This window comes from Rhodocyclus tenuis, assembly GCF_014197755.1.
GTDB classification, from domain to species: domain Bacteria; phylum Pseudomonadota; class Gammaproteobacteria; order Burkholderiales; family Rhodocyclaceae; genus Rhodocyclus; species Rhodocyclus tenuis.
The window spans coordinates 344,119-367,413 of record NZ_JACIGE010000002.1; the positions used below are offsets into that span (position 1 = coordinate 344,119).

Annotated in this window: 19 protein-coding genes; 15 read left to right on the forward strand and 4 right to left on the reverse strand. The window is 67.9% G+C overall.

Translation table 11 applies throughout. The annotated features are described in order from the left end of the window. The first annotated feature begins 29 nt into the window (after positions 1-29). From ubiU to ubiT, 3 genes are all read left to right on the forward strand, one after another. Positions 30-1,043 (forward strand): ubiquinone anaerobic biosynthesis protein UbiU, encoded by a 1,014-nt coding sequence (gene ubiU, locus GGD90_RS04245; protein ID WP_153114560.1) that lies wholly within the window; start codon positions 30-32, stop codon positions 1,041-1,043. 173 nt (positions 1,044-1,216) lie between these two features. Beyond that, a complete protein-coding gene (locus tag GGD90_RS04250; protein ID WP_153114561.1) occupies positions 1,217-2,122 on the forward strand; it encodes a U32 family peptidase in 906 nt (301 codons plus the stop codon). Positions 2,123-2,125: 3 nt separating this feature from the next. Continuing rightward, positions 2,126-2,578 (forward strand): ubiquinone anaerobic biosynthesis accessory factor UbiT, encoded by a 453-nt coding sequence (ubiT, locus tag GGD90_RS04255; RefSeq protein ID WP_153114562.1) that lies wholly within the window; start codon positions 2,126-2,128, stop codon positions 2,576-2,578. 71 nt (positions 2,579-2,649) lie between these two features. Here ubiT and GGD90_RS04260 read toward each other — a convergent pair whose 3' ends face one another. Further along, positions 2,650-4,050 carry an esterase/lipase family protein gene (locus GGD90_RS04260; protein WP_153114563.1) on the reverse strand — a complete coding sequence of 467 codons (1,401 nt, stop codon included), beginning with the start codon at positions 4,048-4,050 and terminating at the stop codon, positions 2,650-2,652. A gap of 276 nt (positions 4,051-4,326) precedes the next feature. Here GGD90_RS04260 and GGD90_RS04265 point away from each other — a divergent pair, with 276 nt between their 5' ends. From GGD90_RS04265 to GGD90_RS04275, 3 genes are all read left to right on the forward strand, one after another. Next, complete coding sequence (locus tag GGD90_RS04265) at positions 4,327-5,601, forward strand: MFS transporter (RefSeq protein WP_153114564.1); 1,275 nt, start codon at positions 4,327-4,329, stop codon at positions 5,599-5,601. Between the two features lie 263 nt (positions 5,602-5,864). After that, complete coding sequence (locus tag GGD90_RS04270) at positions 5,865-7,151, forward strand: MFS transporter (protein ID WP_153114565.1); 1,287 nt, start codon at positions 5,865-5,867, stop codon at positions 7,149-7,151. 162 nt (positions 7,152-7,313) lie between these two features. Beyond that, positions 7,314-9,326, forward strand: coding sequence for a methyl-accepting chemotaxis protein (locus tag GGD90_RS04275; RefSeq protein ID WP_153114566.1), 2,013 nt, complete (start codon positions 7,314-7,316; stop codon positions 9,324-9,326). An 89-nt stretch (positions 9,327-9,415) separates the two neighbouring features. On the opposite strand, the gene GGD90_RS04280 is transcribed toward GGD90_RS04275, so the two are convergent. The 3 genes from GGD90_RS04280 to GGD90_RS04290 form a co-directional block, all read right to left on the reverse strand. Then, the gene (locus GGD90_RS04280) at positions 9,416-10,600 is read right to left on the reverse strand and encodes an alkaline phosphatase family protein (RefSeq protein WP_153114567.1); all 1,185 of its coding nucleotides are present in this window, start codon (positions 10,598-10,600) and stop codon (positions 9,416-9,418) included. 159 nt (positions 10,601-10,759) lie between these two features. Beyond that, entirely contained in the window at positions 10,760-12,580 is a 1,821-nt protein-coding gene (locus tag GGD90_RS04285) for a PHA/PHB synthase family protein (RefSeq protein WP_153114568.1), read from the reverse strand. A gap of 146 nt (positions 12,581-12,726) precedes the next feature. Beyond that, the gene (locus tag GGD90_RS04290) at positions 12,727-13,815 is read right to left on the reverse strand and encodes an MBL fold metallo-hydrolase (RefSeq protein ID WP_153114569.1); all 1,089 of its coding nucleotides are present in this window, start codon (positions 13,813-13,815) and stop codon (positions 12,727-12,729) included. A gap of 271 nt (positions 13,816-14,086) precedes the next feature. Here GGD90_RS04290 and GGD90_RS04295 point away from each other — a divergent pair, with 271 nt between their 5' ends. The 9 genes from GGD90_RS04295 to GGD90_RS04335 all read left to right on the forward strand — a co-directional run bounded on the left by GGD90_RS04295 (position 14,087) and on the right by GGD90_RS04335 (position 23,217). Continuing rightward, positions 14,087-14,503 (forward strand): MerR family transcriptional regulator, encoded by a 417-nt coding sequence (locus GGD90_RS04295; RefSeq protein WP_153114570.1) that lies wholly within the window; start codon positions 14,087-14,089, stop codon positions 14,501-14,503. A 318-nt stretch (positions 14,504-14,821) separates the two neighbouring features. Continuing rightward, positions 14,822-15,997 carry an isovaleryl-CoA dehydrogenase gene (locus tag GGD90_RS04300; protein WP_153114571.1) on the forward strand — a complete coding sequence of 392 codons (1,176 nt, stop codon included), beginning with the start codon at positions 14,822-14,824 and terminating at the stop codon, positions 15,995-15,997. Between the two features lie 174 nt (positions 15,998-16,171). Continuing rightward, positions 16,172-17,353: an acetyl-CoA C-acetyltransferase gene (locus GGD90_RS04305; protein ID WP_153114572.1), complete on the forward strand. Its 1,182-nt coding sequence runs from the start codon at positions 16,172-16,174 to the stop codon at positions 17,351-17,353. A 12-nt stretch (positions 17,354-17,365) separates the two neighbouring features. After that, positions 17,366-18,331 carry a DMT family transporter gene (locus tag GGD90_RS04310; protein ID WP_153114573.1) on the forward strand — a complete coding sequence of 322 codons (966 nt, stop codon included), beginning with the start codon at positions 17,366-17,368 and terminating at the stop codon, positions 18,329-18,331. Continuing rightward, complete coding sequence (locus GGD90_RS04315) at positions 18,328-19,470, forward strand: acyl-CoA dehydrogenase (RefSeq protein WP_153114574.1); 1,143 nt, start codon at positions 18,328-18,330, stop codon at positions 19,468-19,470. The genes GGD90_RS04310 and GGD90_RS04315 overlap by 4 nt, the downstream gene beginning before the upstream one ends. Before the next feature lie 19 nt (positions 19,471-19,489). Next, complete coding sequence (locus GGD90_RS04320) at positions 19,490-20,005, forward strand: PaaI family thioesterase (RefSeq protein ID WP_153114575.1); 516 nt, start codon at positions 19,490-19,492, stop codon at positions 20,003-20,005. A gap of 90 nt (positions 20,006-20,095) precedes the next feature. After that, the gene (locus GGD90_RS04325; RefSeq protein WP_153114576.1) at positions 20,096-20,743 is read left to right on the forward strand and encodes a 2-hydroxychromene-2-carboxylate isomerase; all 648 of its coding nucleotides are present in this window, start codon (positions 20,096-20,098) and stop codon (positions 20,741-20,743) included. Continuing rightward, complete coding sequence (locus GGD90_RS04330) at positions 20,743-22,368, forward strand: carboxyl transferase domain-containing protein (protein ID WP_153114577.1); 1,626 nt, start codon at positions 20,743-20,745, stop codon at positions 22,366-22,368. Before GGD90_RS04325 ends, GGD90_RS04330 begins: the two co-directional genes overlap by 1 nt. Before the next feature lie 45 nt (positions 22,369-22,413). Then, the gene (locus GGD90_RS04335) at positions 22,414-23,217 is read left to right on the forward strand and encodes an enoyl-CoA hydratase/isomerase family protein (RefSeq protein WP_153114578.1); all 804 of its coding nucleotides are present in this window, start codon (positions 22,414-22,416) and stop codon (positions 23,215-23,217) included. Positions 23,218-23,295: the final 78 nt, after the last annotated feature.

Consider the following 23,295-nt stretch of genomic DNA (forward strand, 5'->3'; position numbering starts at 1 on the left):
TTGGCGCCTTCGTTTGGCAGAGAACACCCATGGCCAGTCAGAAAATCCCCGAACTCGTCTGTCCCGCCGGCAGCCTGCCGGCGCTCAAGGCAGCGGTCGATAACGGTGCCGATACCGTCTATCTCGGCTACCGCAACGACACCAACGCACGCAATTTCGCCGGTCTCAACTTCGATCCGAAGTCGATGGCCGAAGGCATCCGCTACGCGCAAGCGCGCGGTCGCCACGTGCTGATGGCGATCAACACCTTCGCCCAACCCGGCCGTCTCGCCGACTGGCAACGCGCCGTCGACGGCGCCGCCGATGCCGGCATCGACGCGGTGATCCTCGCCGACGTCGCGCTGCTCGACTACGCCAGCAAGCGTTACCCGAACCTGCGCCTGCATCTTTCGGTGCAGGGCTCGGCGACCAATTACGAAGCCGTCAATTTCGCGCATCGCGAGTTCGGCGTACGCCGCGCCGTGCTGCCGCGCGTGCTGACGCTGGCGCAAGTCGAACACGTCATCAAGAACACACCGGTCGAGATCGAAGTCTTCGGCTTCGGCAGCCTGTGCGTGATGAACGAGGGCCGCTGCTGGCTGTCCTCGTACGCCACCGGCGAGAGCCCGAACACCGTCGGCGCCTGTTCGCCGGCCAAGTACGTCAAGTGGGAAAAGAGCCCGGGATCGATGAGCACGCGCCTCAACGGCATCCTCATCGACCGCTTCAACGACGACGAACCGGCCGGCTATCCGACCCTGTGCAAGGGCCGCTACGAGGTGAATGGCGAGACCTACTACGCGATCGAGGAGCCGACCAGCCTCAACGTGCTCGAAATCCTGCCGGAAATCGTGCGCATCGGTGTCTCGGCGATCAAGGTCGAAGGCCGCCAGCGCAGCCCGACCTACGTGACGCAGGTGACGCGCACGCTGCGCGCCGCGCTCGACAGCTTCGCCCGCGACCGCGAGCGTTTTTCGGTCAAGCCGGCGTGGCAGGCCGAACTGGCCAAGGTCTCGGAAGGCTCGCAGGCGACGCTCGGCGCCTACAACCGGCCCTGGCGCTGAACGCCGACCGGCTGTGCGCAGCCGGCTTTGCCGGCGATTTGCCTGAACACGCCCGCGCCATACCCCTGCAGTCGCTTCGTCAGACGCCAGCGCGCGACGCAGCTCCAGCAGGAAAGCACATCAACCGAACATCCGTCGCCGCTGGCCGGCGACGGCGCTGAAAGAAAGCATCGATGAAGATCGCACTGGGACCCCTGCTCTACTTCTGGCCGAAACAGGAAGTACTCGAGTTCTACGCCGAAGTGGCGCAGAACCCGGCCATCGACATCGTCTACCTCGGCGAGATCGTCTGCTCGCGCCGCCAGCAGATGCGGCTGACCGACTGGATCGGTCTGGCACGTGACCTGGTCGACGCCGGCAAGGAAGTCGTCATCTCGGCGCAAGCGCTGCTTGAATCGGAAAGCGACCTGAAGGCGCTGCGCCGGCAGATCGAGGAACTCGGCGAGCACTGCATGATCGAGTCCAACGACCTCGGCGCGGTGAACCTCACCGCCGGCCGGTCCTTCGTCGCCGGTCCGCACCTCAACATCTACAACGAAGGCACGCTTGCCACCTACGCGCGCTTCGGCCTGAAGCGCTGGGTGCCGCCGCTGGAAGCGACGCGCGCGCTGATCAAGGCGCTGCACGAAACGCGCCCCGCCGGCGTCGAGACCGAGGTGTTCGTTTTCGGCAAGCTGCCGCTCGCCTTCTCGGCGCGCTGCTTCACCGCCCGCCACTACGGACTGAACAAGGACGACTGTCAGTTCAAGTGTCTCGAACACCCCGAGGCACTGACGCTGAAAACGCGCGACGGACAACCCTTCCTCGCGCTCAACGGCATCCAGACGATGTCGGCACAAAGCTACAATCTGCTCGGCGAAGTCGCCGATATGCAGGCGCTGGGCATCGATATCATCCGCATCAGCCCGCAACCGACGTACACTGCCGAGATCGTCGCTGCTTTCGACGCCGCCCGCCGCGGCGAAGCAGCCAGCGCACGCCAAGAATGGAACCCCGAAGGACTGGTCGACGGCTACTGGTTCGGCGACGCCGGCATTGCCCGGCACCACCAGAACGCCCTCGACCAAATTGGAGGCTGAAGCATGAGCAACTTACCGACCATCCCCCGCTTCAAGCTGCCGACGATCGTTGCCGCGATCACCAGCCGGCTGCCGCAATGGCCGCACGCTGTGGCGCTGGTCACCGCGCTCAACGCCGCGGCGAAACTGCGCCTGCTGCCGGAAGACAGCCTCGCACAACTCGAAGGCCGCCACTTCTTCGTTCGCGTCAACGACACCGGCGGCGAAGCCCGCTTCACCTACCGCAACGGCCTGTTCCGGCCGCTGTTTGCCGCCAGCGGCACGCCCGACCTGTCGTTCTCGGCCAACCTCTCGGCTTTCCTGCAGCTGCTCGCGCGTCAGGAAGACCCGGACACGCTGTTCTTCAACCGCGAACTATCGATCGAGGGTGACACCGAGCTCGGGCTGATCGTCAAGAACATGCTCGACGCGATCGAGTTGCCGCATCTGCCGGACCTGCCGGCCTTCCGCCGCTAGTCTGCGGCTGCCGACCGCGCCGCCGGCCATTTCCCGCGCGCGGCGGCGATTTCCTCCGCAATACTCCGCAGCTAGCCGCCAGCAGGCGCCGCGACCGGCGCCTTGCGCGGACGGCGTGTTGCTTTCGGCGCCGCCTTCTGCGGCAGCGCCGCGATCCATTCCCTGACCTGCTGGTAGACGCGTTCGTCGTGCAACAGCGCGAAATGGCCGACGCCGCCGATGCGCCGGCTGGCGACGTCGCCCGGCGCCGGATGGTGGGTGGCGCCGGACAGGCTGACGACGCCGTCGCCGAGCCATTCGCCGAGCGGGTGTTCGACATCGTCGGCGAGCGAGGTCCCGAGCAGACGACAGGCGATACCGCGCGTTGCCGCGCCGGGCCGTGGCTCGGCCAGATCGCGGCGCAAGGCGTCGATGCGGCGGCGGCGCTCGCTCGCCGAGCGGCCGAGCGACGCGGTCAGCGGCGACAGGCCGAGTGCCTGCGTCGCCAGATCGGCGACCTTCTCCAGCGGCGCGCCGCCATGCGGTGTCGCCAGGCAGATCAGCATGCGCGCCTGCCGCTGCCAGGGCCAGCGCGGCCATTCGCCGGCGTCGTCGACCGCTTCGCAGGCACAGCGCGCGACCAGCCCGCCGGCGCTGTGGCCGATCAGCACTATTTCCGGGCGGCGCGCCGGCCACGCGGCAACGAGCGTTTCCAGCAGTTCGCCGAGGGCGCGGCCGTTGTCCTCGATCGGCAGGCCGCTGTTGTAGCGCAGGTAGAGCGAGGTGAGGCCCAGATCGTCGGCGAGGCGCTCGCCAATGCCGGCGTCGATGCCTGGCTGACGGCCGGGTTCAGTGTCGGCCGCATCGAGCGCTGTCGCGGACGCCGCGCGCGCCGTATCGGCCGAATCCGCAACGCGATCGGCACTGCTGCCGCCCAGCCAGATGTTCTCGTCGCAGCCAAAGCCGTGCACGAAGATGACGATGCGCTGCAATGCGGCAGCCGGCCTTGCCGGGAATGAGTCGGCCAGCATCGCCGCCAGCGCTCCGGCATCGAGCGGCAGACGCTGCCCGGCGCAGAAGACCCCCATGGCAATGGCCAGCGGATTGCCGCGTGCCGCCAGCTGATCGCCGGCGACGGCGTTGAGCGCAGCGCGCAGTGCGCCGACGCGCCGCGCGGTCGGTGCACCCGGCGCCAGCGCGCTTTCCTCGACGCTGGCCGCGACATCGAGCAGCGCGCCACCACCGTGGCGGGCGACAGCATAGACGCCGCCGGCGATGGTGTCGTGAATTCCCTCGGCGATGCGCACCGGCAGACCGACAAAGGGAATCCGGCGCAGCAGGCCGAAGGCGGTCGCCGAGATGGCGCCATGCACCGCCTCGACCTGCCGTGTCGTCTGCTGCAGGCCGAGCTTGAGCGTGCGACTGACGCTGCCGCCAGCGGGCGTTGCCGGCGAAGTGTGCGGGCGCGAAGGAACAGGCTGACGAGGTGACATGGGCACTCCTTGCAGATATCTGACCGGTGCTGCCGAACCGGCTGTTACGTTCGCGTCAGGCCGACTCCGGCGCAGAAGCGGCGGCGTATCGCCGAAGCGGGCATCGCCCGCGGCAGGGGCATTGTAAGGCGCAAGCGCCAGCGGATTGCGCGTGCCATGGTTCACGCCGTGCACTACCGCAAGCGGGGCACCAGGCCGCTGCCGATTTTGCCGCCCATACCGCAGCGCGCTGCGGGCGCGCTAGACTGCGCGCCTTGCACTTCGCCCGCAGCAACGATGACGAATTCCTCCACCAGCCTGTCCACACATTCCGCCACGGGCGCTGCCGATGCTCCCCGCCAGCCGGAAGCAGGCGCCCAGCCGACCCCCGACGGGCGCAGCGACAGCGAAGTGATCGCGCTGGTCGGCTTTGCGCACGGCGTCTCGCACTTCTTCCATCTGCTGCTACCGCCGCTGTTTCCCTGGTTGATGGCCGAGTTCGCACTGTCGTTTTCCGGCATCGGCGGCGTCATCACGCTGTTCTTCGTCGTTTCCGGAATCGGTCAGGCAGCGGCGGGTGTGCTCGTCGACCGCATCGGCGCGGCGCGCGTGCTCGCCGGCGGACTCGCCTGCTTCGTCATCGCCGCACTGCTGCTGGCTTTCGCCAACGGGCTGGCGATGCTCTACGTGGTCGCCGCCATTGCCGGGCTCGGCAACTGCGTCTTTCACCCGGCTGACTTCACCGTGCTCAACCGCCATGTATCGACGGCAAGGCTCGGCCACGCCTTTTCGATTCACGGCGTTTCCGGCAACGTCGGCTGGGCGCTGGCGCCATTGCTGCTCACCGGCGTCGCTTCGCTGGCCGGTTTCCGCGTGGCGGCACTCGCTGCCGCCGTCGTCGCGCTGGCGGCGCTGGCACTGGTTTTCCTGCGCCGGCAGGTGCTCGCCGACCCGCTGGCGGCAGCCGACGCGCAGCCGGCCGCTGCCGGATCTTCCTTCGCCTACCTCAGCGCGCTGCCGGTGTGGCTGTGTTTCGCCTTCTTCCTCTGCATCACCACCGCCTTCGGCGCGATGCAGAACTTCGCCTCGCCGATCCTGCAGTCGATGTACGGGCTGTCGCTGGCAATGGCGGCGAGTTCGGTCTCGGCCTACCTGCTCGGCGGCGGCGCCGGCATCCTGTTCGGCGGTTTCCTCGCCCGCCGTGGCCGGCAGGAGACGCTGATCGCACTGGCGCTCGGCACCGCCGCCCTGCTCGCACTGCTGCTCGCCAGCGGGTTGCCGCCGGCGGCCAGCCTGCTGCCGCTGCTGGCGACGATCGGCTTCTGCACCGGCATCGCCGGCCCTTCGCGCGACCTGCTGGTGCGCCGCGTCGCCACCAGCCGCTTCGGGCAGGCCGCCTACGGCCGCGTCTATGGTTTCGTCTATTCCGGACTCGACGCCGGGCTGGCACTGGCGCCGCTGATCTTCGCCAGCTTCATGGACAGCGGCCGTTTTGCCGCGGTGCTGCTCGGCGTCGCCGCCTTGCAGACACTGTCGATCTTCGCCGCCTGGAGCGCCGGGCGCAGCCGCTAGGCGCTGACGACGAGCGCGCCGCGCGGGGTCCGCGCCGGCGCACCGTCCGTCCGCCCGGCAGACGAGACGAAAGCGCCGAAATCCGCGAGAATCGCCCTTGCCGGCAAGATCACGCCACACCCGGCGCGTGAGTCCCTTGCCGTCGTCCGCCGCAGTCACCCGCTGCCGCAAACCGCTGCCGTCGCACTTTCTTCGCAGCCCGCCCGCCGTTCACGGTGGCGCGGTCCTCCCGCCCAGAACGAGTCACTCCGGAGCCATCGCGCATGACCCCGCTCGACCCGCAGCAGCGCCGCCGGCGCAACCTCGCCCTCGCCGTCGTCGTCGGCGCCTACATCCTTTCCTTCTTCCAGCGCTTCGCGCCGGCGGGCATCGCCCCCGACCTCGCCGCGGCCTTCGACACCAGCGCAGCCTCGCTTGGCGCGCTGGCAGCCACTTACTTCTACGTCTACACCGTGATGCAGCTGCCGACCGGCATCCTTGCCGATACGCTCGGGCCGCGCCGCATCCTCGTCGCCGGTGGCGTCGTCGCTGCCGCCGGCAGCCTGCTCTTTGCGCTGGCGGGAGACCTGTCGAGCGCGCTGATCGGGCGCACGCTGATCGGTCTCGGCGTCTCGGTGACCTTCATCGCCATGCTCAAGATCCTCGCCGTCTGGTACGACGAGAGCCGTTTCGCGACGATGGTCGGGCTGTGCATGCTGATCGGCAACCTCGGATCGGTGCTCGCCGGCGCACCGCTGTCGTGGCTGGCGCAGGCGGCCGGCTGGCGCGGCGTTTTCGTCGGCGCCGCCGTGCTCTCGGCGATCTTCGCCGTTGCCTGTGGTCTGCTCGTGCGCGACCGGCCCGACAGCGATGGCACGCCACAAGCGCGACCGCGCTTCGACCGCACGGTGATCCTCTCGGCGCTGCTGTCGGTACTGAAGAACCGCGACACCTGGCCGGCGATGATCGTCAATGCCGGCATTTCCGGCAGCTTCTTCGCCTTTGCCGGGCTGTGGGCGACGCCGTTCCTGACGCAGGCGCACGGCCTCTCGCGCGAGGCGGCAACCTCGCATGCGAGCCTTTACTTCGCCGGCTTCGCGCTTGGCTGCGTGCTCATCGGCTCCTTCTCCGACCGCATCGGCAAACGGCGGCCGGTACTGATCGCCAGCAGCCACCTCTATGCGGCCATCTGGCTGCTGCTGCTCTCCGGCATCGAACCGCCGCTGGCCGCGAGCTACGCGCTGTTCGCGCTGATGGGGCTGGCGACGGCGAGCTTCACGCTCACCTGGGCCTGCGCCAAGGAAGTCAATCCGCCGCTGCTCTCGGGGATGTCGACCAGCGTCGCCAACATGTGCGGTTTCCTCACCGGTGCGCTGCTGCAGCCGGCCGTCGGCTGGGTGATGGACCAGCGCTGGGACGGCGCGCTGACCGCCAGCGGCGCCCGCCTCTACTCGCCCGGCGACTACCGCGCCGGCTTGCTGCTGCTGGCCGTGATGGCGGTCGTTGGCGCCGCCGCGGCGTGGCGCATCCGCGAAACCGGCTGTCGCAACATCTGGCAGACGCGCGACTGACCGCGCCAGGTACCGCGGCAGCGGACGGTGGACTGATCGGGCAGTCAGGCCAGCGAAGCGCTGTCGCGCCGCGCCCGCTCAGCCTCGTTGTATTACAAAAGCATTTCACAACCGTGACACATTGGGCGTGCACACTCCGGCGCAATCCTTCCGGAACGCCCAATGAACCGACTCTTTGCCCCCTCCGCCTGGCTGATCGGCCGCCTCAGCTATCGTTACAAGCTGCTGCTCAACGCGGTCGCCTTCATCGTGCCGCTGGCGGTGCTTTCGCTGTTCACGCTGATGGACCTGCAGCAGGACATCGACGCCGTCGGCCGCGAGCGCGCCGCGCTGGCGCAGCAACTGCCGGCGCTGGAGCTGCTCGTTGCCGTGCAGGATCGGCATGCCGTCTTCCAGCGCAGTGCCGCCGGTGATGAAGCTGCGCGCGGCGAGCTGGCGGCGCGGCGCGCGGCCGTCGACCAGGGCCTGGCCAGCCTGCGCCAGCAACTCGACAGCGCCGCTCTGCCCGCGGCGCCGGCGTGGACGGACTTTGTCGCACGCTGGCAGGAACTGCGTGAGGCTTCGCCCGACGACAGTGACGGGCTTGAAGCGCACAGCGAACTGACACGGCTGGCGCGCAGCGCAATGGCGCAGACGCTGGAGAGCGGTGGCCTGCGCGCCGACAGCGACGCGACGGTGGCACTGCTCGCGGCGGCGCTGGCCGAGCGCCTGCCGCTGCTGGTCGAAAACATCGGTCTGGCGCGCGACGTCGGCGTCGGCGCGATCATTCGCCAGCGCCTCAAGGGAACGCTGCGCAGCAAACTGCAGCTGGTGCGCGGCAGTCTCGATCCGCTGGTCGGCCTGAGCGTGGACGACATCGGCAAGGCTGTCGCCCAGCGGCCGGAACTTGCCGCCGCCGTCGAGGCACCCGCGACGGCGCTCGGCACCGCCCACCTGCCGCTGCAGGAAGCGCTGACGACCAAGGTGCTCGACACCACCGATTACGACATGGCGCCGGCTGACTATGCGGCACGCGGCGATAGCGCCATTGCTGCCGTACTGACACTGGCGCGCGCCGCGGCGCCAGCGGCCGCAACGCTGCTCGCCGAGCACGAAGCCTCGCTGCGCCTGAAGCGCGACCTCAGTGCCGCCGGGATATGCGCCGTGCTGCTCCTGCTCGCCTACGGCTTCATCGGCGCCTACCAGTCAATCATGCAGAGTATCGGCAGCCTGCACCGGGCAGCGGCGGCGATGGCCGGCGGCGACCTGCGCGCGCGTGCCGAACCCGCATCGCGCGACGAGCTCGCCGCGGTCGCCCGCGACTTCAACCGCATGGCCGACAATTTCGCCGGCATCATCCGCAACGCAAGCGATGCCGCCGATGAACTGACGCAGGCGGCGGCGCACGTTGGCGGCATGAGCCGGCAGATCGGCGATGCTTCGGCGCGGCAGAGCGCCACCGCCGGCAGCGCCGCTGCTGCGGTGCGCGAACTCACCGGGTCGATCCGCCAGGTTGCCGAACACGCCGAAGAAACCTCGCGCGTCGCCGGCGACGCCGATCTCGGCGCCAAACACGGCGAAGCCGAGGCGCACACGACCGCGAGCGAGATGCAGCGGATCGCCAGCGGCGTGCAGCAGGCCGTCGGCGTCATCCAGTCGCTCGAACAACGCTCGCGCGAGATCGACGCCATCGTTCATACCATCCGCGAAATTGCCGAGCAGACCAACCTGCTCGCACTCAACGCCGCCATCGAGGCCGCGCGCGCCGGCGAAACCGGGCGTGGCTTCGCTGTCGTCGCCGACGAGGTGCGCAAGCTTGCCGAACGCACGCGCCTGTCCACGCAGGAAATCGGCGCCACCATCGGCGCCATCCAGTCCGATATCACCCTTGCCGCCAGCGAGATGAACGCCAGCGGCGAACAGGTCGCTGGCAGCGCGCAACTCGCTGCCAGCCTCGCTGCGACGCTGGGCCGGATTCGCCTCAGCGTCGGCAGTTCGGCGACGCACGTGCACGGCATCGTCGCCGAAGCCGCCGGGCAGGCGACAACCAGCGACAGCATCGCCGCCAAGGTCGAGGAGATCGCTCGCATGAGCGACGACAACCACGCCGCCATCGCTGCCGCGGTCGACGCGGCGCGCGTTCTCGGCGAACTGGCAGCGCAGCTCAGGGAATCGGTGGCCGGGCTGCAGACCTGAAGCCGCCGCGGCCTGCCGGCCAGTCTTCGGTGGGAGGTCGGTGACGCGAAAGTGAGCGTCCGCTCACTTTCGTCTGCCTGCCGTCACCCTCAGAGGCGGACTGCGATCAGCGGCACGCGCATCTCGGCGGCGGAGATTCCGCCGTGCACGCCGATCATGTCGTGGCGTTTCTCGCCGGGCTGCCAGTCGACGAGAGTCCAGTCGTCCTTCATCACCAGCGCGAAATCGCCGATGCGCGAGGCGAGCTTCGGGTGCGCCGGCGCGTTTCCATACCAGCCGGCGGCGATCAGGTCGGCGCTGTGCTGTAGATCGAGCGCATGGCCGAAACGCTGGCGCAGCTTTGCCGCGAACTCGGCGCGCTGCGCCGCGGCGACACAGGCGTAGGCGACACGGCGCTCACCGCAGAGCGGCCGTTCGAGCAGGCCGACGATGTCCGGGTGCTCGTCGAGCGCGATCAGCCGCTCCTTTGGCGCGTCGATGAAACCATGATCGGCGCTGGCGACGACCCACGCGTCGCTGCCGGCGGCGGCGGCGAGAAAACGGCCGAAGGCAGCGTCGAAAGCGGCGAGCGTTGCGCGTGCGAGTTCGCTGTCGGTACCCGCCTGATGCGCGGCGGTATCGAGGTCGCCCCAGTAAGCGTAGAGGTAGCGCGGCGGTCCCGGCGCGTGCATGCGCTCGACCAGCCCGGCGAACATTTCGTCGGCGCTGCCGTAAGCGATCACTTCGGCGCCGCGCGTATGCCAGACGTTGAACGGGCTGGCGGCGATGGCGCGCGGCGAAAAGACGACGCTCGGCCGCTGCAGGCGCGAAAAGAACGAGGGATGGTCGAAGAGCAGCGGCGGCAGTTCAGCCGGTGTGTGCTTCGCCACTTCGCAGCGCGGCGTCAGGGGCAAAATGGCGAGCGTCTGCCCGATCTCCTGCAGATACATGCGCCAGCCGATGAGTGCCGACTGTGCCGGCGCCAGCCCGGTCATGTAGGCGCCGACGGCGCTGGCGGTGGTCGAGGGAAAGACCGAGGTCAGCCCGCCGAGGCGATGCCGGGCGAGGTTCGGGCAGTCACGGGCATTCGGGTGCTGCGCGTTGAAACGCTGCTCGCCGAGACCGTCGATGACGATACAGACGATGCTGCGCGCCGCAGCCAGCTGCGCTGCCGGCAGCGCGTGGCATTGCGCATAGGCGGGATGCGTCGGTGTCGCACCGCAGGCGACGCCGATGCTCTGCAGCAGATTGACGATGCCGCCGCCGCTGTAGTCGGGCAGGACAGTCGTGCTCATCACGTCGGAGCTCGCAGGTCGATGGGTCGGTGGAAAACGAGGCTGAAGAAAGCGCTGCCGGAGAAAGCACCGGCAGCGCTTCAGACGGACGACGCCAGGCAACAGCCCGATGTCGTCGCGGGAGCATGCCGCTCCCGCGCGCCCTCAGTCCTTCTGCTCTCAGGCCTTCTTCTGCGTGTCGAGACGGAACTTGACGAAGGAACCCGGTGCGTCCTCGAGCACCGGCAGCGGTCCGTCACCCGGAACACGCGCCGCGACCTTCTCTTCACCCTTCGGCAGCGCCGTCAGCCACTGCTGCCAGTCGGTCCACCACGAGCCGGCGTTCTGCGTCGCACCGCTGAGGAAGTCGTCGGCAGCGGCTGGCAGCTTCTCGTTGGTCCAGTAGCCGTACTTGTTCGCCGCCGGCGGATTGACGATGCCGGCGATGTGGCCGGAACCGCCGAGAACGAACTTGACCGGCCCGGTCGGCAGCAGCGCGCCCATGTAGGTCGACTTCCACGGTGCGATATGGTCTTCGATCGCCGAGATGAAGTAGCACGGCGTCTTCACCTTGGAGAGGTCGATCTTGGCGCCGCAAAGCTCGAGCCCGCCCGGTTCGCGCAGGCGGTTCTCGATGTACATCTTGCGCAGGTAGTAGCTGTGCATCGCGTACGGCATGCGCGTCGAATCGCTGTTCCAGTAGAGCAGGTCGAAGGGGAAGGGATCCTTGCCCATCAGGTAGTTGTTCACCACGAAGGACCAGATCAGGTCGTTGGCGCGCAGCATGTTGAAAGTGCCGGCCATTTCCGAACCTTCGAGGAAGCCGCGCTCGGACATCTTCTTTTCCAGCGCCGTCACCGAAGCGTCGTCGACGAAGACACCGAGTTCGCCGGGTTCCGAAAAGTCGATCAGCGTGGTGAAGAAGGTGGCCGAAGCGATGCGCTTGTCGCGCTTGGCAGTCAGATACGCGAGCGTCGTCATCAGCAGCGTGCCGCCGAGGCAGTAGCCGGCGGCATTAACTTCCTTGGCACCGGTGATCGCGCACACCGTGTCGAGCGCGGCCAGCGTGCCTTCCTGCAGGTAGTCCTCGAAGGTCTTGTGCGCCAGCTTTTCGTCCGGGTTGACCCAGGACATGATGAAGACGGTGTGGCCCTGGTCGGTCGCCCACTTGACCAGCGAGTTCTTGTCGCGCAGGTCGAGGATGTAGTACTTGTTGATCCACGGCGGAACGATCAGCAGCGGGCGCTTGTACTGGTCCGGCGTCGTCGGCGTGTACTGGATCAGCTGGATCAGGTCGTTCTGGAAAACCACCTTGCCCGGCGTCGTCGCGACATTGCGGCCCGGCTCGAAGGCGTCGGTGTCGGTCATGCGGATGCGCAGTTGTCCGTCGCCGGCTTCGAAATCATTGAGCAGGTTGTTGAAACCGCGCACCAGATTCTGGCCGTTGGTCTTGACCGTCTCGCGGAAGACTTCCGGATTGGTCAGTGCGAAGTTCGACGGCGACAGCGCGTCGATGTACTGGCGCGTGAAAAAGTTGATCTTGCCCTGCGTCGCCGGGTCGATTCCCTCGACGCCGCTGACCGTGTCGTGCAGATGGCGCGCGGTGATCAGGTAGGACTGCTTCATGAAGTCGAACAGGAAGTGCTGTTCCCAGTCGTCATCCTTGAAGCGCTTGTCGCCCTTGGCCGGCGCGGCGATCGGATTGAGCGGCACGCCGAGCATCTTCATCGTCGAGTGCTGCCACAGCGAGAAGTAGTCCCACATCATGCTCATCTGCGCCTGCGCCAGCTTCACCGGATTGGCGAGCAGATGCGAAGACAGGTCCATGAAAGCCTTCGCGATGCCGAGTTCGTCGGTCGGCGCCGAAACGCCGGCACGCGCGGCTTTTTCCAGATGCTGGGTGAGCATGCGCGAGGCTCGCTGCGCGACTTCGGCATACGCCTGGGCAACTTCGGCGGGATGCGGGGCCTTCTTTTCTTCGACGGGATTTTGCTGCGTCATGGGTGGCTCCTTGTACGACGATTGAAACGGATCAAGGCGCAGGCCCGGCGGGCATGCGCAGAACGGGAGACGCCGCGTGGCGCGAAACAGGCGAAACGCGGGCCGCAATGCGGACAAGAACGCGGGCTGAAAGACGCAAGGACATTTCAGACCCGGACAAAACGGGTGACACCGTCGTCGCCATCGAGCCGCCGTACGCGACCGGCGTGCTCGAGACGGTTGAGGTGGGCGATCGCCTCGCCCATGGCAAACATCGTCTGGTGCGCGTCGAGCTCGCGTTCGAAGAGTACCGGCAGCAGGTCGGCGGCGCATTGCGGCGACGAACAGCTGAGCTCAAGCAAGGCCAGCCGCTCGTCATGGTGAGCATGTTGCGCCTCGACGCGCGCATGCAGGCCATAAAAAGGAAAACCGTGCGAAGGCAGGATCAGCGTTTCGGCCGGCAGCTCGCGCAGGCGGTCGAGCGAAGCGAGGTAGTCGGCGAGCGAATCGGCGTCCGGCGTCACGGCAAAGACGCTGATGTTGGTCGATATCTTCGGCAGGAGCATGTCGCCGGAAATCAGTACGCCGGCTTCGGCGCAGTACAGCGAAGCATGTTCGGGCGAATGGCCGTGACCGACGCGCACCTGCCAGTCGCGGCCGCCGATATGCAGGACAGCACCGTCGAACAGCCGCTGGTAGCTCGTCGGCAGTGTCGGCACGCCGCGGTTGTAGCCGCCGCGGCCGGCGGCGATCGCCGCGCCGCGCTCGGCGGACAGTCCGTGCCGGCCGAACTGGCGCTGCATCGGCTCGTTGCCGTGACCGCCGATCTCCTGCCAGACGGCGTGCGCGGTGAGGTATTCGCCGAGCGTCATCAGCACCGGCGCGCCGCTCTGTTCGGCAAGCCACGCCGCCAGACCGACGTGATCGGGGTGGAAGTGGGTGACGACGATGCGCGTGATGCGTTCGCCGCGCGGCGTTGCCGCCAGTTCCGCAAGAATCTTCGTCCAGCACTCGCGCACCGCCGGCAGCGCGAAGCCGGTGTCGACGATCACCCAGCCAGCGTCGTCCTCGATCAGCCACAGATTGATATGGTTGAGCGCGAAGGGCAGCGGCATGCGCAACCAGCGCACGCCCGGGGCGATCTCGAAGGTCTCGCCCGGCGGCGGCGCCTGCGTGCGCGGATAGCGCGGCAGACGTTCGGCGGCGACGAGTGCTTCGACATTCTCAGCAGCAAGGCCCGGGGAGGGATGCGACATGCAGGAGATCTCCGGCTTAAAGTGCAAAGAATGGACGCGCAAGCTGAAACGAGGCTTACAAGAGAAAACGCGCCGACAGGCTGCAGCTGCGCTGAAAACCGGCAGCAGCGGGCAGCGCACACCGGCGAAGACCGGCGACAGTCGCAGCTGCTGCGTGGTAAAACCTGCATCAGGCGCTAAACTTCGACGCTGAAACAGCGCGCCGCCGACGCTTTTGCAGACGGTGGCGCGACCCACTATAACATCCGACGTGTTTCCGGACGGTTACCCAGTGAGCAGGCAGGCAAGCACTTTCAGCATCTCCGATCTGGCGCGCGAATTCGGCATCACGCCGCGCACGATCCGCTTCTACGAAGACCAGGGTCTCGTCGCGCCGCAACGCGAGGGACGCGTGCGCGTGTTCACCCGCCGCGACCGCACCCGGCTCAGGCTCGCGTTGCGCGGCAAGCGCCTCGGACTGAGCCTCGCCGAGATCAAGGAACTGATCGGCATGTACGACACGGCGCGCGACGAGCGCACGCAGCTCGCCGAAGTGCTGCTCGTCCTCGGCCGGCGCAAGGCCGCGCTGCTGCAACAGCGCGAGGACATCGCCGCCGTCCTTGGCGAACTCGAAACCTTCGAAAAACAATGCCGCGAGCTGCTCGACGACGGCCCGGCAGAAGCCGCAGGCAAGACGCAGGCTGCCTGACTGGCAGCACCGGCACATTGACGCCGGATGCCGCGGCACCGGCGCCGGCTACCCGGTGACACAGCAAGCCTAAGCACAGCCAACGCCGCAACTGACTGCGCGTGCAAATCAGTTGACGTTAACGTCAACGTAAATTCAAATAGCGTCCCGCTGCCCTCTTGTGTCGCGCTCCCCAGAACCTGGCGGAGCGCGCCGATCTGCAGCAGCACCCGCGGCGAGGGTTTCGCCGTACAGAACGGGCACAAGACCCGGTGTGCGGCGATGCAGCAGACGATCCTCGCCGTGCACGGCAAAGATAAACCATAAGGAGTGAGACAAATGGACTACCCCGGACTCGATTTCGAACTCGGCGAAACGATCGACATGCTGCGCGACGCGGTGCGGGACTTCGCCACCGCCGAGATCGCCCCGCGCGCCGCCGCCATCGATCGTGAAGACGCCTTCCCTGCCGACCTGTGGAAGAAGTTCGGCGACATGGGCCTGCTCGGCGTCACGGCCGAAGAGGAATACGGCGGCGCCGGCCTCGGCTACCTCGCGCACATCGTCATCATGGAAGAACTGTCGCGCGCCTCGGCGGCGGTGGCGCTCTCCTACGGTGCGCACTCCAACCTGTGCGTGAACCAGATCAAGCGCAACGGCACCGCTGCGCAGAAGCAGCGTTACCTGCCGAAACTCATCTCCGGCGAGCACGTCGGCGCGCTCGCCATGTCCGAACCCGGCGCCGGCTCCGACGTCGTCTCGATGACACTGCGCGCCGACAGGAAGGGCGACCGCTACGTGCTCAACGGCTCGAAGATGTGGATCACCAACGGCGGCGACGCCGACACGCTGGTCGTCTACGCCAAGACCGACCCGGCCGCCAGCGCGCGCGGCATCACCGCCTTCATCGTCGAGAAGGGATTCAAGGGCTTCTCCGCCGGCGCCAAGCTCGACAAGCTCGGCATGCGCGGCTCGAACACCTGGCCGCTGTTTTTCGACGACTGTGAAGTCCCCGCCGAAAACGTTCTCGGCGTCGAAAACGACGGCGCGCGCGTGCTCATGAGCGGGCTCGACTTCGAGCGCGCCGTTCTCGCCGGCGGCCCGCTCGGCATCATGGCCGCCTGCCTCGACACCGTGCTGCCCTACGTGCACGAGCGCCGCCAGTTCGGCCGCGCCATCGGCGAATTCCAGCTGATGCAGGGCAAGCTCGCCGACATGTATTCAACCTTCAACGCCTGCCGCGCCTATGTGTATGCCGTCGGCCGCGCCTGCGAGAAGGTCGGCGCCGGCAGCCGCTCGCCGCGCAAGGACGCCGCCGGCGCCATCCTCTACGCCGCCGAGAAGGCGACGTGGATGGCCGGCGAGACGATCCAGACGCTCGGCGGCAACGGCTACATCAACGACTACCCCGCCGGCCGCCTGTGGCGCGACGCCAAGCTCTACGAGATCGGCGCCGGCACCTCCGAAATCCGCCGCATGCTGATCGGCCGCGAGCTGTTCGGCGAAACCGCCTGATGCCGGTAAAAGCGCGTTTACGGGGGTGGTCGGCGGGCGAGTTTTCGGCCATGCTTGATCGTCGGCCGACGCCCCTGCCGCCGCCCGCCGCAGCGACAAGCCTGCCCCGGACAAGCCGCTGAACAGCCACCGCACCGCCCAATCACTTCTCTGCCAACCCGCCAGGAGCTTCACATGTCTGACCCGATCGTCATCGTTTCCGCCGTGCGCACGCCACTCGGCGCCTTCCAGGGCGATTTCGCCAGTCTCACTGCGCCGCAACTCGGTGCCGTTGCCATCCGCGCCGCCGTCGAGCGCGCCGGCATCGCCCCGGCAGCGGTCGAGGAAGTCGTTTTCGGCAACGTGCTGCAGGCCGGCGTCGGCCAGGCACCGGCTCGCCAGGCGGCGCTTGGCGCCGGCCTGCCGCTGTCGGCCGGGTGCACGACGATCCACAAGGTGTGCGGCTCGGCGCTCAAGTCGGTGATGATGGTGCACGACGGCCTGCTCGCCGGTTCCTACGAAATCGGCGTCGCCGGTGGTCAGGAGTCGATGAGCAACGCGCCCTACCTGCTGCCGAAGGCACGTAGCGGCTACCGCCTCGGCCACGGCCAGCTGCTCGACCACATGTTCTTCGACGGTCTCGAAGACGCTTACCAGAAGGGCCGCCTGATGGGCACCTTCGCCGAGGAGTGCGCCGAGGCCTACGGCTTCACGCGCGCCGCGCAGGACGAATTCGCCATCCGCTCGACGACGCGGGCGCAGCAGGCGATCAACGACGGTTCGTTCGCCTGGGAAATCGCCCCCGTCACCGTTGCCGGGCGCAAGGGCGACGTCGTCATCGACAAGGATGAACAGCCACTGAAGGCGCAGATCGAGAAGATTCCCGGCCTCAAGCCGGCGTTCAAGAAGGACGGCACGGTCACCGCCGCCAACTCGTCGTCGATCTCCGACGGCGCCGCGGCGCTGGTGCTGATGAAGGCGTCGAAGGCCGCCGCGCTCGGCCTGACGCCGCTGGCGCGCATCGTCGGCCACGCCACGCACGCGCAGGAGCCGAACCTGTTCACCACGGCACCGGTGTTCGCCATCGAGAAGCTGCTGAAGAAGATCGGCTGGAGCACCACCGACGTCGACCTGTGGGAAATCAACGAAGCCTTCGCCGTCGTCACCATGGCCGCGATCCACGATCTCAAGCTCGACCCGGCCAGGGTGAACGTGCACGGCGGCGCCTGCGCGCTCGGCCACCCGATCGGCGCTTCCGGCGCGCGCATCCTCGTCAGCCTGCTCGGCGCGCTCAGGCAGTACGGCAAGAAGCAGGGCGTTGCCTCGCTGTGCATCGGCGGCGGCGAAGCCGTCGCTGTCGGCGTCGAGCTGCTCTAGTCCGGAAGAGCGATGCCGCAACGCAGCGCTGCCTCGCCCGCAATGCCGCCCGCGATCCTCGCCAAGCTGCTGGGGACTGCCGTCTTCTGGGGCGGCACCTGGATCGCCGGGCGCGTCGCCGTGCGTGAGGTGACGCCGCTGGCCGCGGCGAGCTGGCGCTTTTTCGTCGCCGCGCTGATCCTCGGCGCGCTGGTGCTGGCACGCGAAGGCATGCCGCGCTGGAACCGGCGCGACTGGCTGACGCTGCTGGCGCTCGGCGCCAGCGGCATCTTTCTCTACAACATCTGCTTCCTGTACGGCCTGCAACGCATCGAGGCCGGGCGCGGCGCACTGGTCGTCGCGCTGACGCCGGCAGCGGTCGCCGCCGCCGACTGGCTGCTGTTCCGCGCGCCGATGTCGCCGGCCAAAGCCACCGGCATCATGCTGGCGATGGTCGGCTGTCTGGTCGTCGTCACCAACGGCGATCCGCTGCGCCTGTTCGCCGGTGAAGTCGGCAGCGGCGAATGGCTGATCCTCGGCTGCGTCGTCCTCTGGGCGGCCTACACCTTCATCGGCCGCGTCGGCACGCGCACACTGACACCGCTGGCGATGACCTTCGGCGCCAGCCTCACCGGCTGGGCGATGCTCACCGTCGCGGCGCTGGTGGACGGTTCGCTGTTCGCGTTCGACGGCGCCGGCTGGCCGGGAATTTCGAGCATCGTCTTCCTCGGCCTGTTCGGCACCGCGCTCGGTTTCACCTGGTACGCCGAAGCGGTCGAGCACATCGGCGCGACGCGTGCCTCGGCCTTCATCAATCTGGTTCCACTCTGCGCCGTGCTGCTCGGCGCGCTGCTGCTCGGCGAACGCATCGGCCTCGCCGCACTGGTCGGCGGCGTCATCGTCGTTGCCGGCGTCACTCTTACCAACCGCGCCAGCGCCAGGCTCGTGCATGCCGCACGCGCCGCGCCGGCGCCTGCCAAGCTGGAGAAACCCGCATGATCCTGACGCAGGAACAGGAAATGATCCGCGACATGCTGCGCGCCTTCGCGCAGGAAAAGCTGGCGCCGAGCGCCGGCGAACGCGACCGCACGCACGAATTCCCCGCCGCGCTGCTGCGCGAACTCGGTGAGCTGGGCGCGCTCGGCATGGTCGTCCCCGAGGAATGGGGCGGCGCCGGCATGGACTACATCTCGCTGGCGCTGGCGCTCGAAGAAATCGCTGCCGGCGACGGCGCCATCTCGACCATCGTCAGCGTGCAGAACTCGCTGCCCTGCGGCATCACGCTGCGCTACGGCACGCAAGAGCAGAAGGAAACCTGGCTGCCGGCGCTGGCGCGCGGCGAAAAGCTCGGCTGCTTCTGCCTGACCGAGCCGCATACCGGCTCCGACGCGTCGGCGATCACCACCCGCGCCGACCGTGACGGCGATGATTACATCCTCAACGGCGTCAAGCAGTTCATCACCACCGGCAAGTACGCCGACGTCGCCATCGTTTTCGCCGTCACCGACAAGGCCGCCGGCAAGAAGGGAATTTCCTGCTTCCTCGTGCCGACGGCGACGCCCGGCTACATCGTCGCCCGCCTCGAAGAAAAGATGGGCCAGCACTGTTCCGACACCGCGCAGATCATCTTCGAAAACTGCCGCGTTCCGGCCTCGGCGCTGCTCGGCGCGCCCGGCGACGGCTACCGGATCGCACTGGCCAACCTCGAAGCCGGTCGCATCGGCATCGCCGCGCAGTCGGTCGGCATGGCGCGCGCGGCGCTGGAAGCAGCGGTGAAGTACGCGCACGAACGCGAAACCTTCGGCAAGCCGCTGATCGAGCATCAGGCGGTCAGCTTCCGCCTCGCCGACATGGCGACGCAGGTCGACGCCGCACGCCTGCTCGTCTGGCGCGCCGCCGCGCTGCGCGACGCCGGCAAGCCCTGCCTCAAGGAGGCGTCGATGGCCAAGATGTTCGCCTCGGAAATCGCCGAGAAGGTCTGCTCCGACGCCATCCAGATCCACGGTGGTTACGGCTACGTCTCCGACTTCCCGGTCGAACGCATCTACCGCGACGCGCGCGTCTGCCAGATTTACGAAGGCGCCAACGACATCCAGCGCATGGTCATCGGCCGCGCCATCGCCGCCGACGGCATCTAGAAATCAACCAGGAATCGAGATGAGCCTCAACGACTGCCCGCCGCTCGACGCCGACAGCGCCTTCCCGGAAGCCACCGCACAGCCGCGCCCGTCGCTGCCGCGCGGTCTGCAGCGCCGCGCCGGCTTCGACGCCACCGCCTTCAACACCCGCACCGGCGGCACGCTGCCGGCGTGGTTCGGCATCCGCATCACCGAGGTCAGCGACGGCCGGCTCGACGCTGAACTCGACGTGCGCCCGGAAATGCTCGCGCCGAACGGCTTCCTGCATGCGGCAACGATCGTCGCACTGGCCGACACCGCCGCCGGCTTCGCCACCATCGCGCATCTGCCCGAAGGCGCCGACAGCTTCACCACGCTCGAGCTGAAGAGCAACTTCTTCGCCACGCAGACGCGCGGCACGCTGCACTGCACGGCGACGGTAATCCACGCCGGCCGCACGACGCAGGTGTGGGACGCCGAAGTGAATGGTGACGATGGCCGCCGGCTGGCGCTGTTCCGCTGCACGCAGATGATTCTCTGGCCGCGCGGCAGTTAGCCCGCCCGCGGTCGAACAAGGCATAGCGAAGACGCCAGCAGGCCCGCCAAGAGCGCCCGGCGCCACGATCAAAACCGGAGGAGACACGCCATGAACACCGCCGCACCGATCCGCTTCTACTTCGACTTCTCGTCGCCCTACGGCTACCTCGCCGCGACGCAGATCGACGCGCTCGCCGCGCGCTTCGGCCGCAGCGTCGACTGGCGGCCGGTGCTGCTCGGCGTGATCATGCGCAGCACCGGCGGCAAGCCGCTGACCGAAGTGCCGCTCAAGGGCGATTACTCGAAGCACGATTTCGCGCGTTCGGCACGTTTTCTCGGCGTGCCTTTCCAGCTGCCGACGCCCTTTCCCATCGCCACGCAAGCGCCGGCGCGCGCCTTCTACTGGCTGCACGAGCGCGACCCGGCGCTCGCCGCGGCCTTTGCGCTCGCCACCTACCGCGCCTTCTTCGTCGATGGCCGCGACATCTCGTCGCCGGCAACGACCATCGAAGTCGCCGTCGAAACGCTGGCTGCCAGCGCCACGCCGCGGCGCTTCAGCGACGCCAACGAACTGCGCGGCGAGCTCGCCGAAGGCATCGCCTCGGCAGCGATCAAGGAACAGCTGAAGAACGAATGCGACGCGGCGCTCGCCGCCGGCGTTTTCGGTTCACCGTTCTTCATCGTCGACGGCGAGCCTTTCTTCGGCGCCGACCGGCTGCCGCAACTCGAACAATGGCTCACCAGAGGGGGCTTCTGATGCCGCAGATCGTCACCGCCATCGACGCGCGCAGCGCCGACTTTGCCGCCAACGCCGCCGCCATGCGCGCGCAGGTCGACGACCTGCGCGCCACCGTCGCGCGCATCGCGCAGGGCGGCTCGGAAGCCGCTCGCCAGAAGCACGTCGCGCGCGGCAAGCTGCTAGCACGCGAACGCGTCGACGCGCTGATCGACCCCGGTTCGCCCTTCCTCGAACTGTCGCCGCTCGCCGCCTGGGGCATGTACGACGAGAAAGGAGATAGTCCCTTCGAAGTCCCCGCGGCGTCGGTGATCACCGGCATCGGCCGCATCAATGGCGTCGAATGCATGATCGTCGCCAACGACGCGACGGTGAAGGGCGGCACCTACTACCCGCTGACGGTGAAGAAGCACCTGCGCGCGCAGGAGATCGCCGCCGAGAACCGCCTGCCCTGCGTCTATCTGGTCGATTCGGGCGGCGCCTTCCTGCCCTTGCAGGACGAAGTTTTCCCCGACCGCGATCACTTCGGCCGCATCTTCTATAACCAGGCGAATCTCTCGGCCGCCGGCATTCCGCAGATCGCCGCCGTGATGGGCTCGTGCACCGCCGGCGGCGCCTACGTGCCGGCGATGTGCGACGAGTCGATCATCGTCAAGAACCAAGGCACCATCTTCCTCGGCGGCCCGCCGCTGGTTAAGGCGGCGACCGGCGAAGTCGTCTCGGCCGAAGACCTCGGCGGCGGCGACGTGCACACGCGCATTTCGGGCGTCGTCGATCATCTCGCCGAGAACGACGCGCACGCGCTGGCCATCGCCCGGCGCATCGTCGGCGACCTCAACTGGCAGAAGACGCCGCCGGTGTCGCTCGCCGAGCCGCGCCCGCCGGCCTACGCCGAAGAAGAACTGTACGGCATCATCCCGGCCGATTCGCGCAAGCCTTTCGACGTGCGCGAGATCATCGCGCGCCTGGTCGACGGTTCGGACTTCGACGAATTCAAGGCACGCTACGGCACCACCATCGTCTGCGGCTTTGCGCGCCTGTGGGGCTACCCGGTCGGCATCGTCGCCAACAACGGCATCCTCTTCTCGGAATCAGCGCTAAAGGCGGCGCACTTCATCGAACTCTGCGCACAGCGCGGTATACCGTTGATTTTTCTGCAGAACATCACCGGCTTCATGGTCGGGCGCAAATACGAGAACGCCGGCATCGCGCGCGACGGCGCCAAGATGGTCACCGCCGTGGCGACGGCGAAGGTGCCGAAGTTCACGGTGGTCATCGGAGGCTCTTTCGGCGCCGGCAACTACGGCATGTGCGGCCGCGCCTACAGCCCGCGCTTTTTGTGGATGTGGCCGAACGCGCGCATCTCGGTGATGGGCGGCGAGCAGGCCGCCGGCGTGCTGGCAACGGTGCGCCGCGACGCGCTCGAAGCGGCCGGCAAGAGCTGGAGCGCCGAAGACGAAGAAGCTTTCCGCGCGCCGATCCGCGCCCAGTACGAAACACAGGGGCATCCCTACTACGCGAGTGCCCGCTTGTGGGACGATGGCATCATCGATCCGGCACAGACGCGGCGCACACTGGGCCTCGCGCTGTCGGCGTCGATGAACGCGCCGGCCGAAGCGACGAAATTCGGCATCTTCCGCATGTAGCGCGGCGTCGGTGAAACGCGGCGCATTTCCGCACAGGAGAGGGCAATGAACTACCAGTCAATCGTCACCGAAGTCGGCGACGGCGTCGGCATCCTGACCTTGAACAAGGCCGAACGGCACAACGCTTTCGACGAAACGCTGATCGCCGAAATCACCGACGGCCTGCGCCGGCTGGAAGCCGACCCGCAGGTGCGCGTCGTCGTCGTCTCGGCCGCGGGCAAGAGCTTCTGCGCCGGCGCCGACCTCAACTGGATGAAGCGCGCCGCCGCCGCCACACCCGACGAAAACCTCGCCGACGCGCGCCGCTTGGGCGATCTGCTGACGACGCTGAACGAGCTTTCCAAGCCGACGCTGGCGCGCGTGCAGGGCCCGGCCTACGGTGGCGGCGTCGGCCTGATTGCCGCCTGCGACATCGCCGTCGCCTCGTACGACGCCGTTTTCTCGCTTTCGGAAGTGAAGCTCGGTCTGGTGCCGGCGGTGATCAGCCCCTACGTTCTCGCCGCCATCGGCGAACGCTACGCGCGCCGCTACATGCTCACCGCCGAGCGCTTCTCGGCGGCCGAGGCCTACCGCATCGGGCTGGTGCACGAAATCGTCCCCGGCGCCGAGCAGCTTGACGATGCCATCGGCGAACTGGTCGACGCGCTCTTGAAGAACGGCCCGAACGCGCAGGCCGAGTGCAAGGCGCTGATCCGCGTCGTCGCCGGGCAGCCGATCGACGATTCGACCACCGAAGAAACCGTTCGCCGCATCACGCGCGTGCGCGCCAGCCCGGAAGGGCGCGAAGGCCTCGCCGCCTTCCTCGAAAAGCGCAAACCGGCGTGGCAGCAGAGCGACGCGGAGATGTAAACCGGCGGCGCCCGCCGCGCCTAGAGCGCCGATAGCACCCGCACAGTACCCGCAGACAAAAATAACGGAGACAGCATG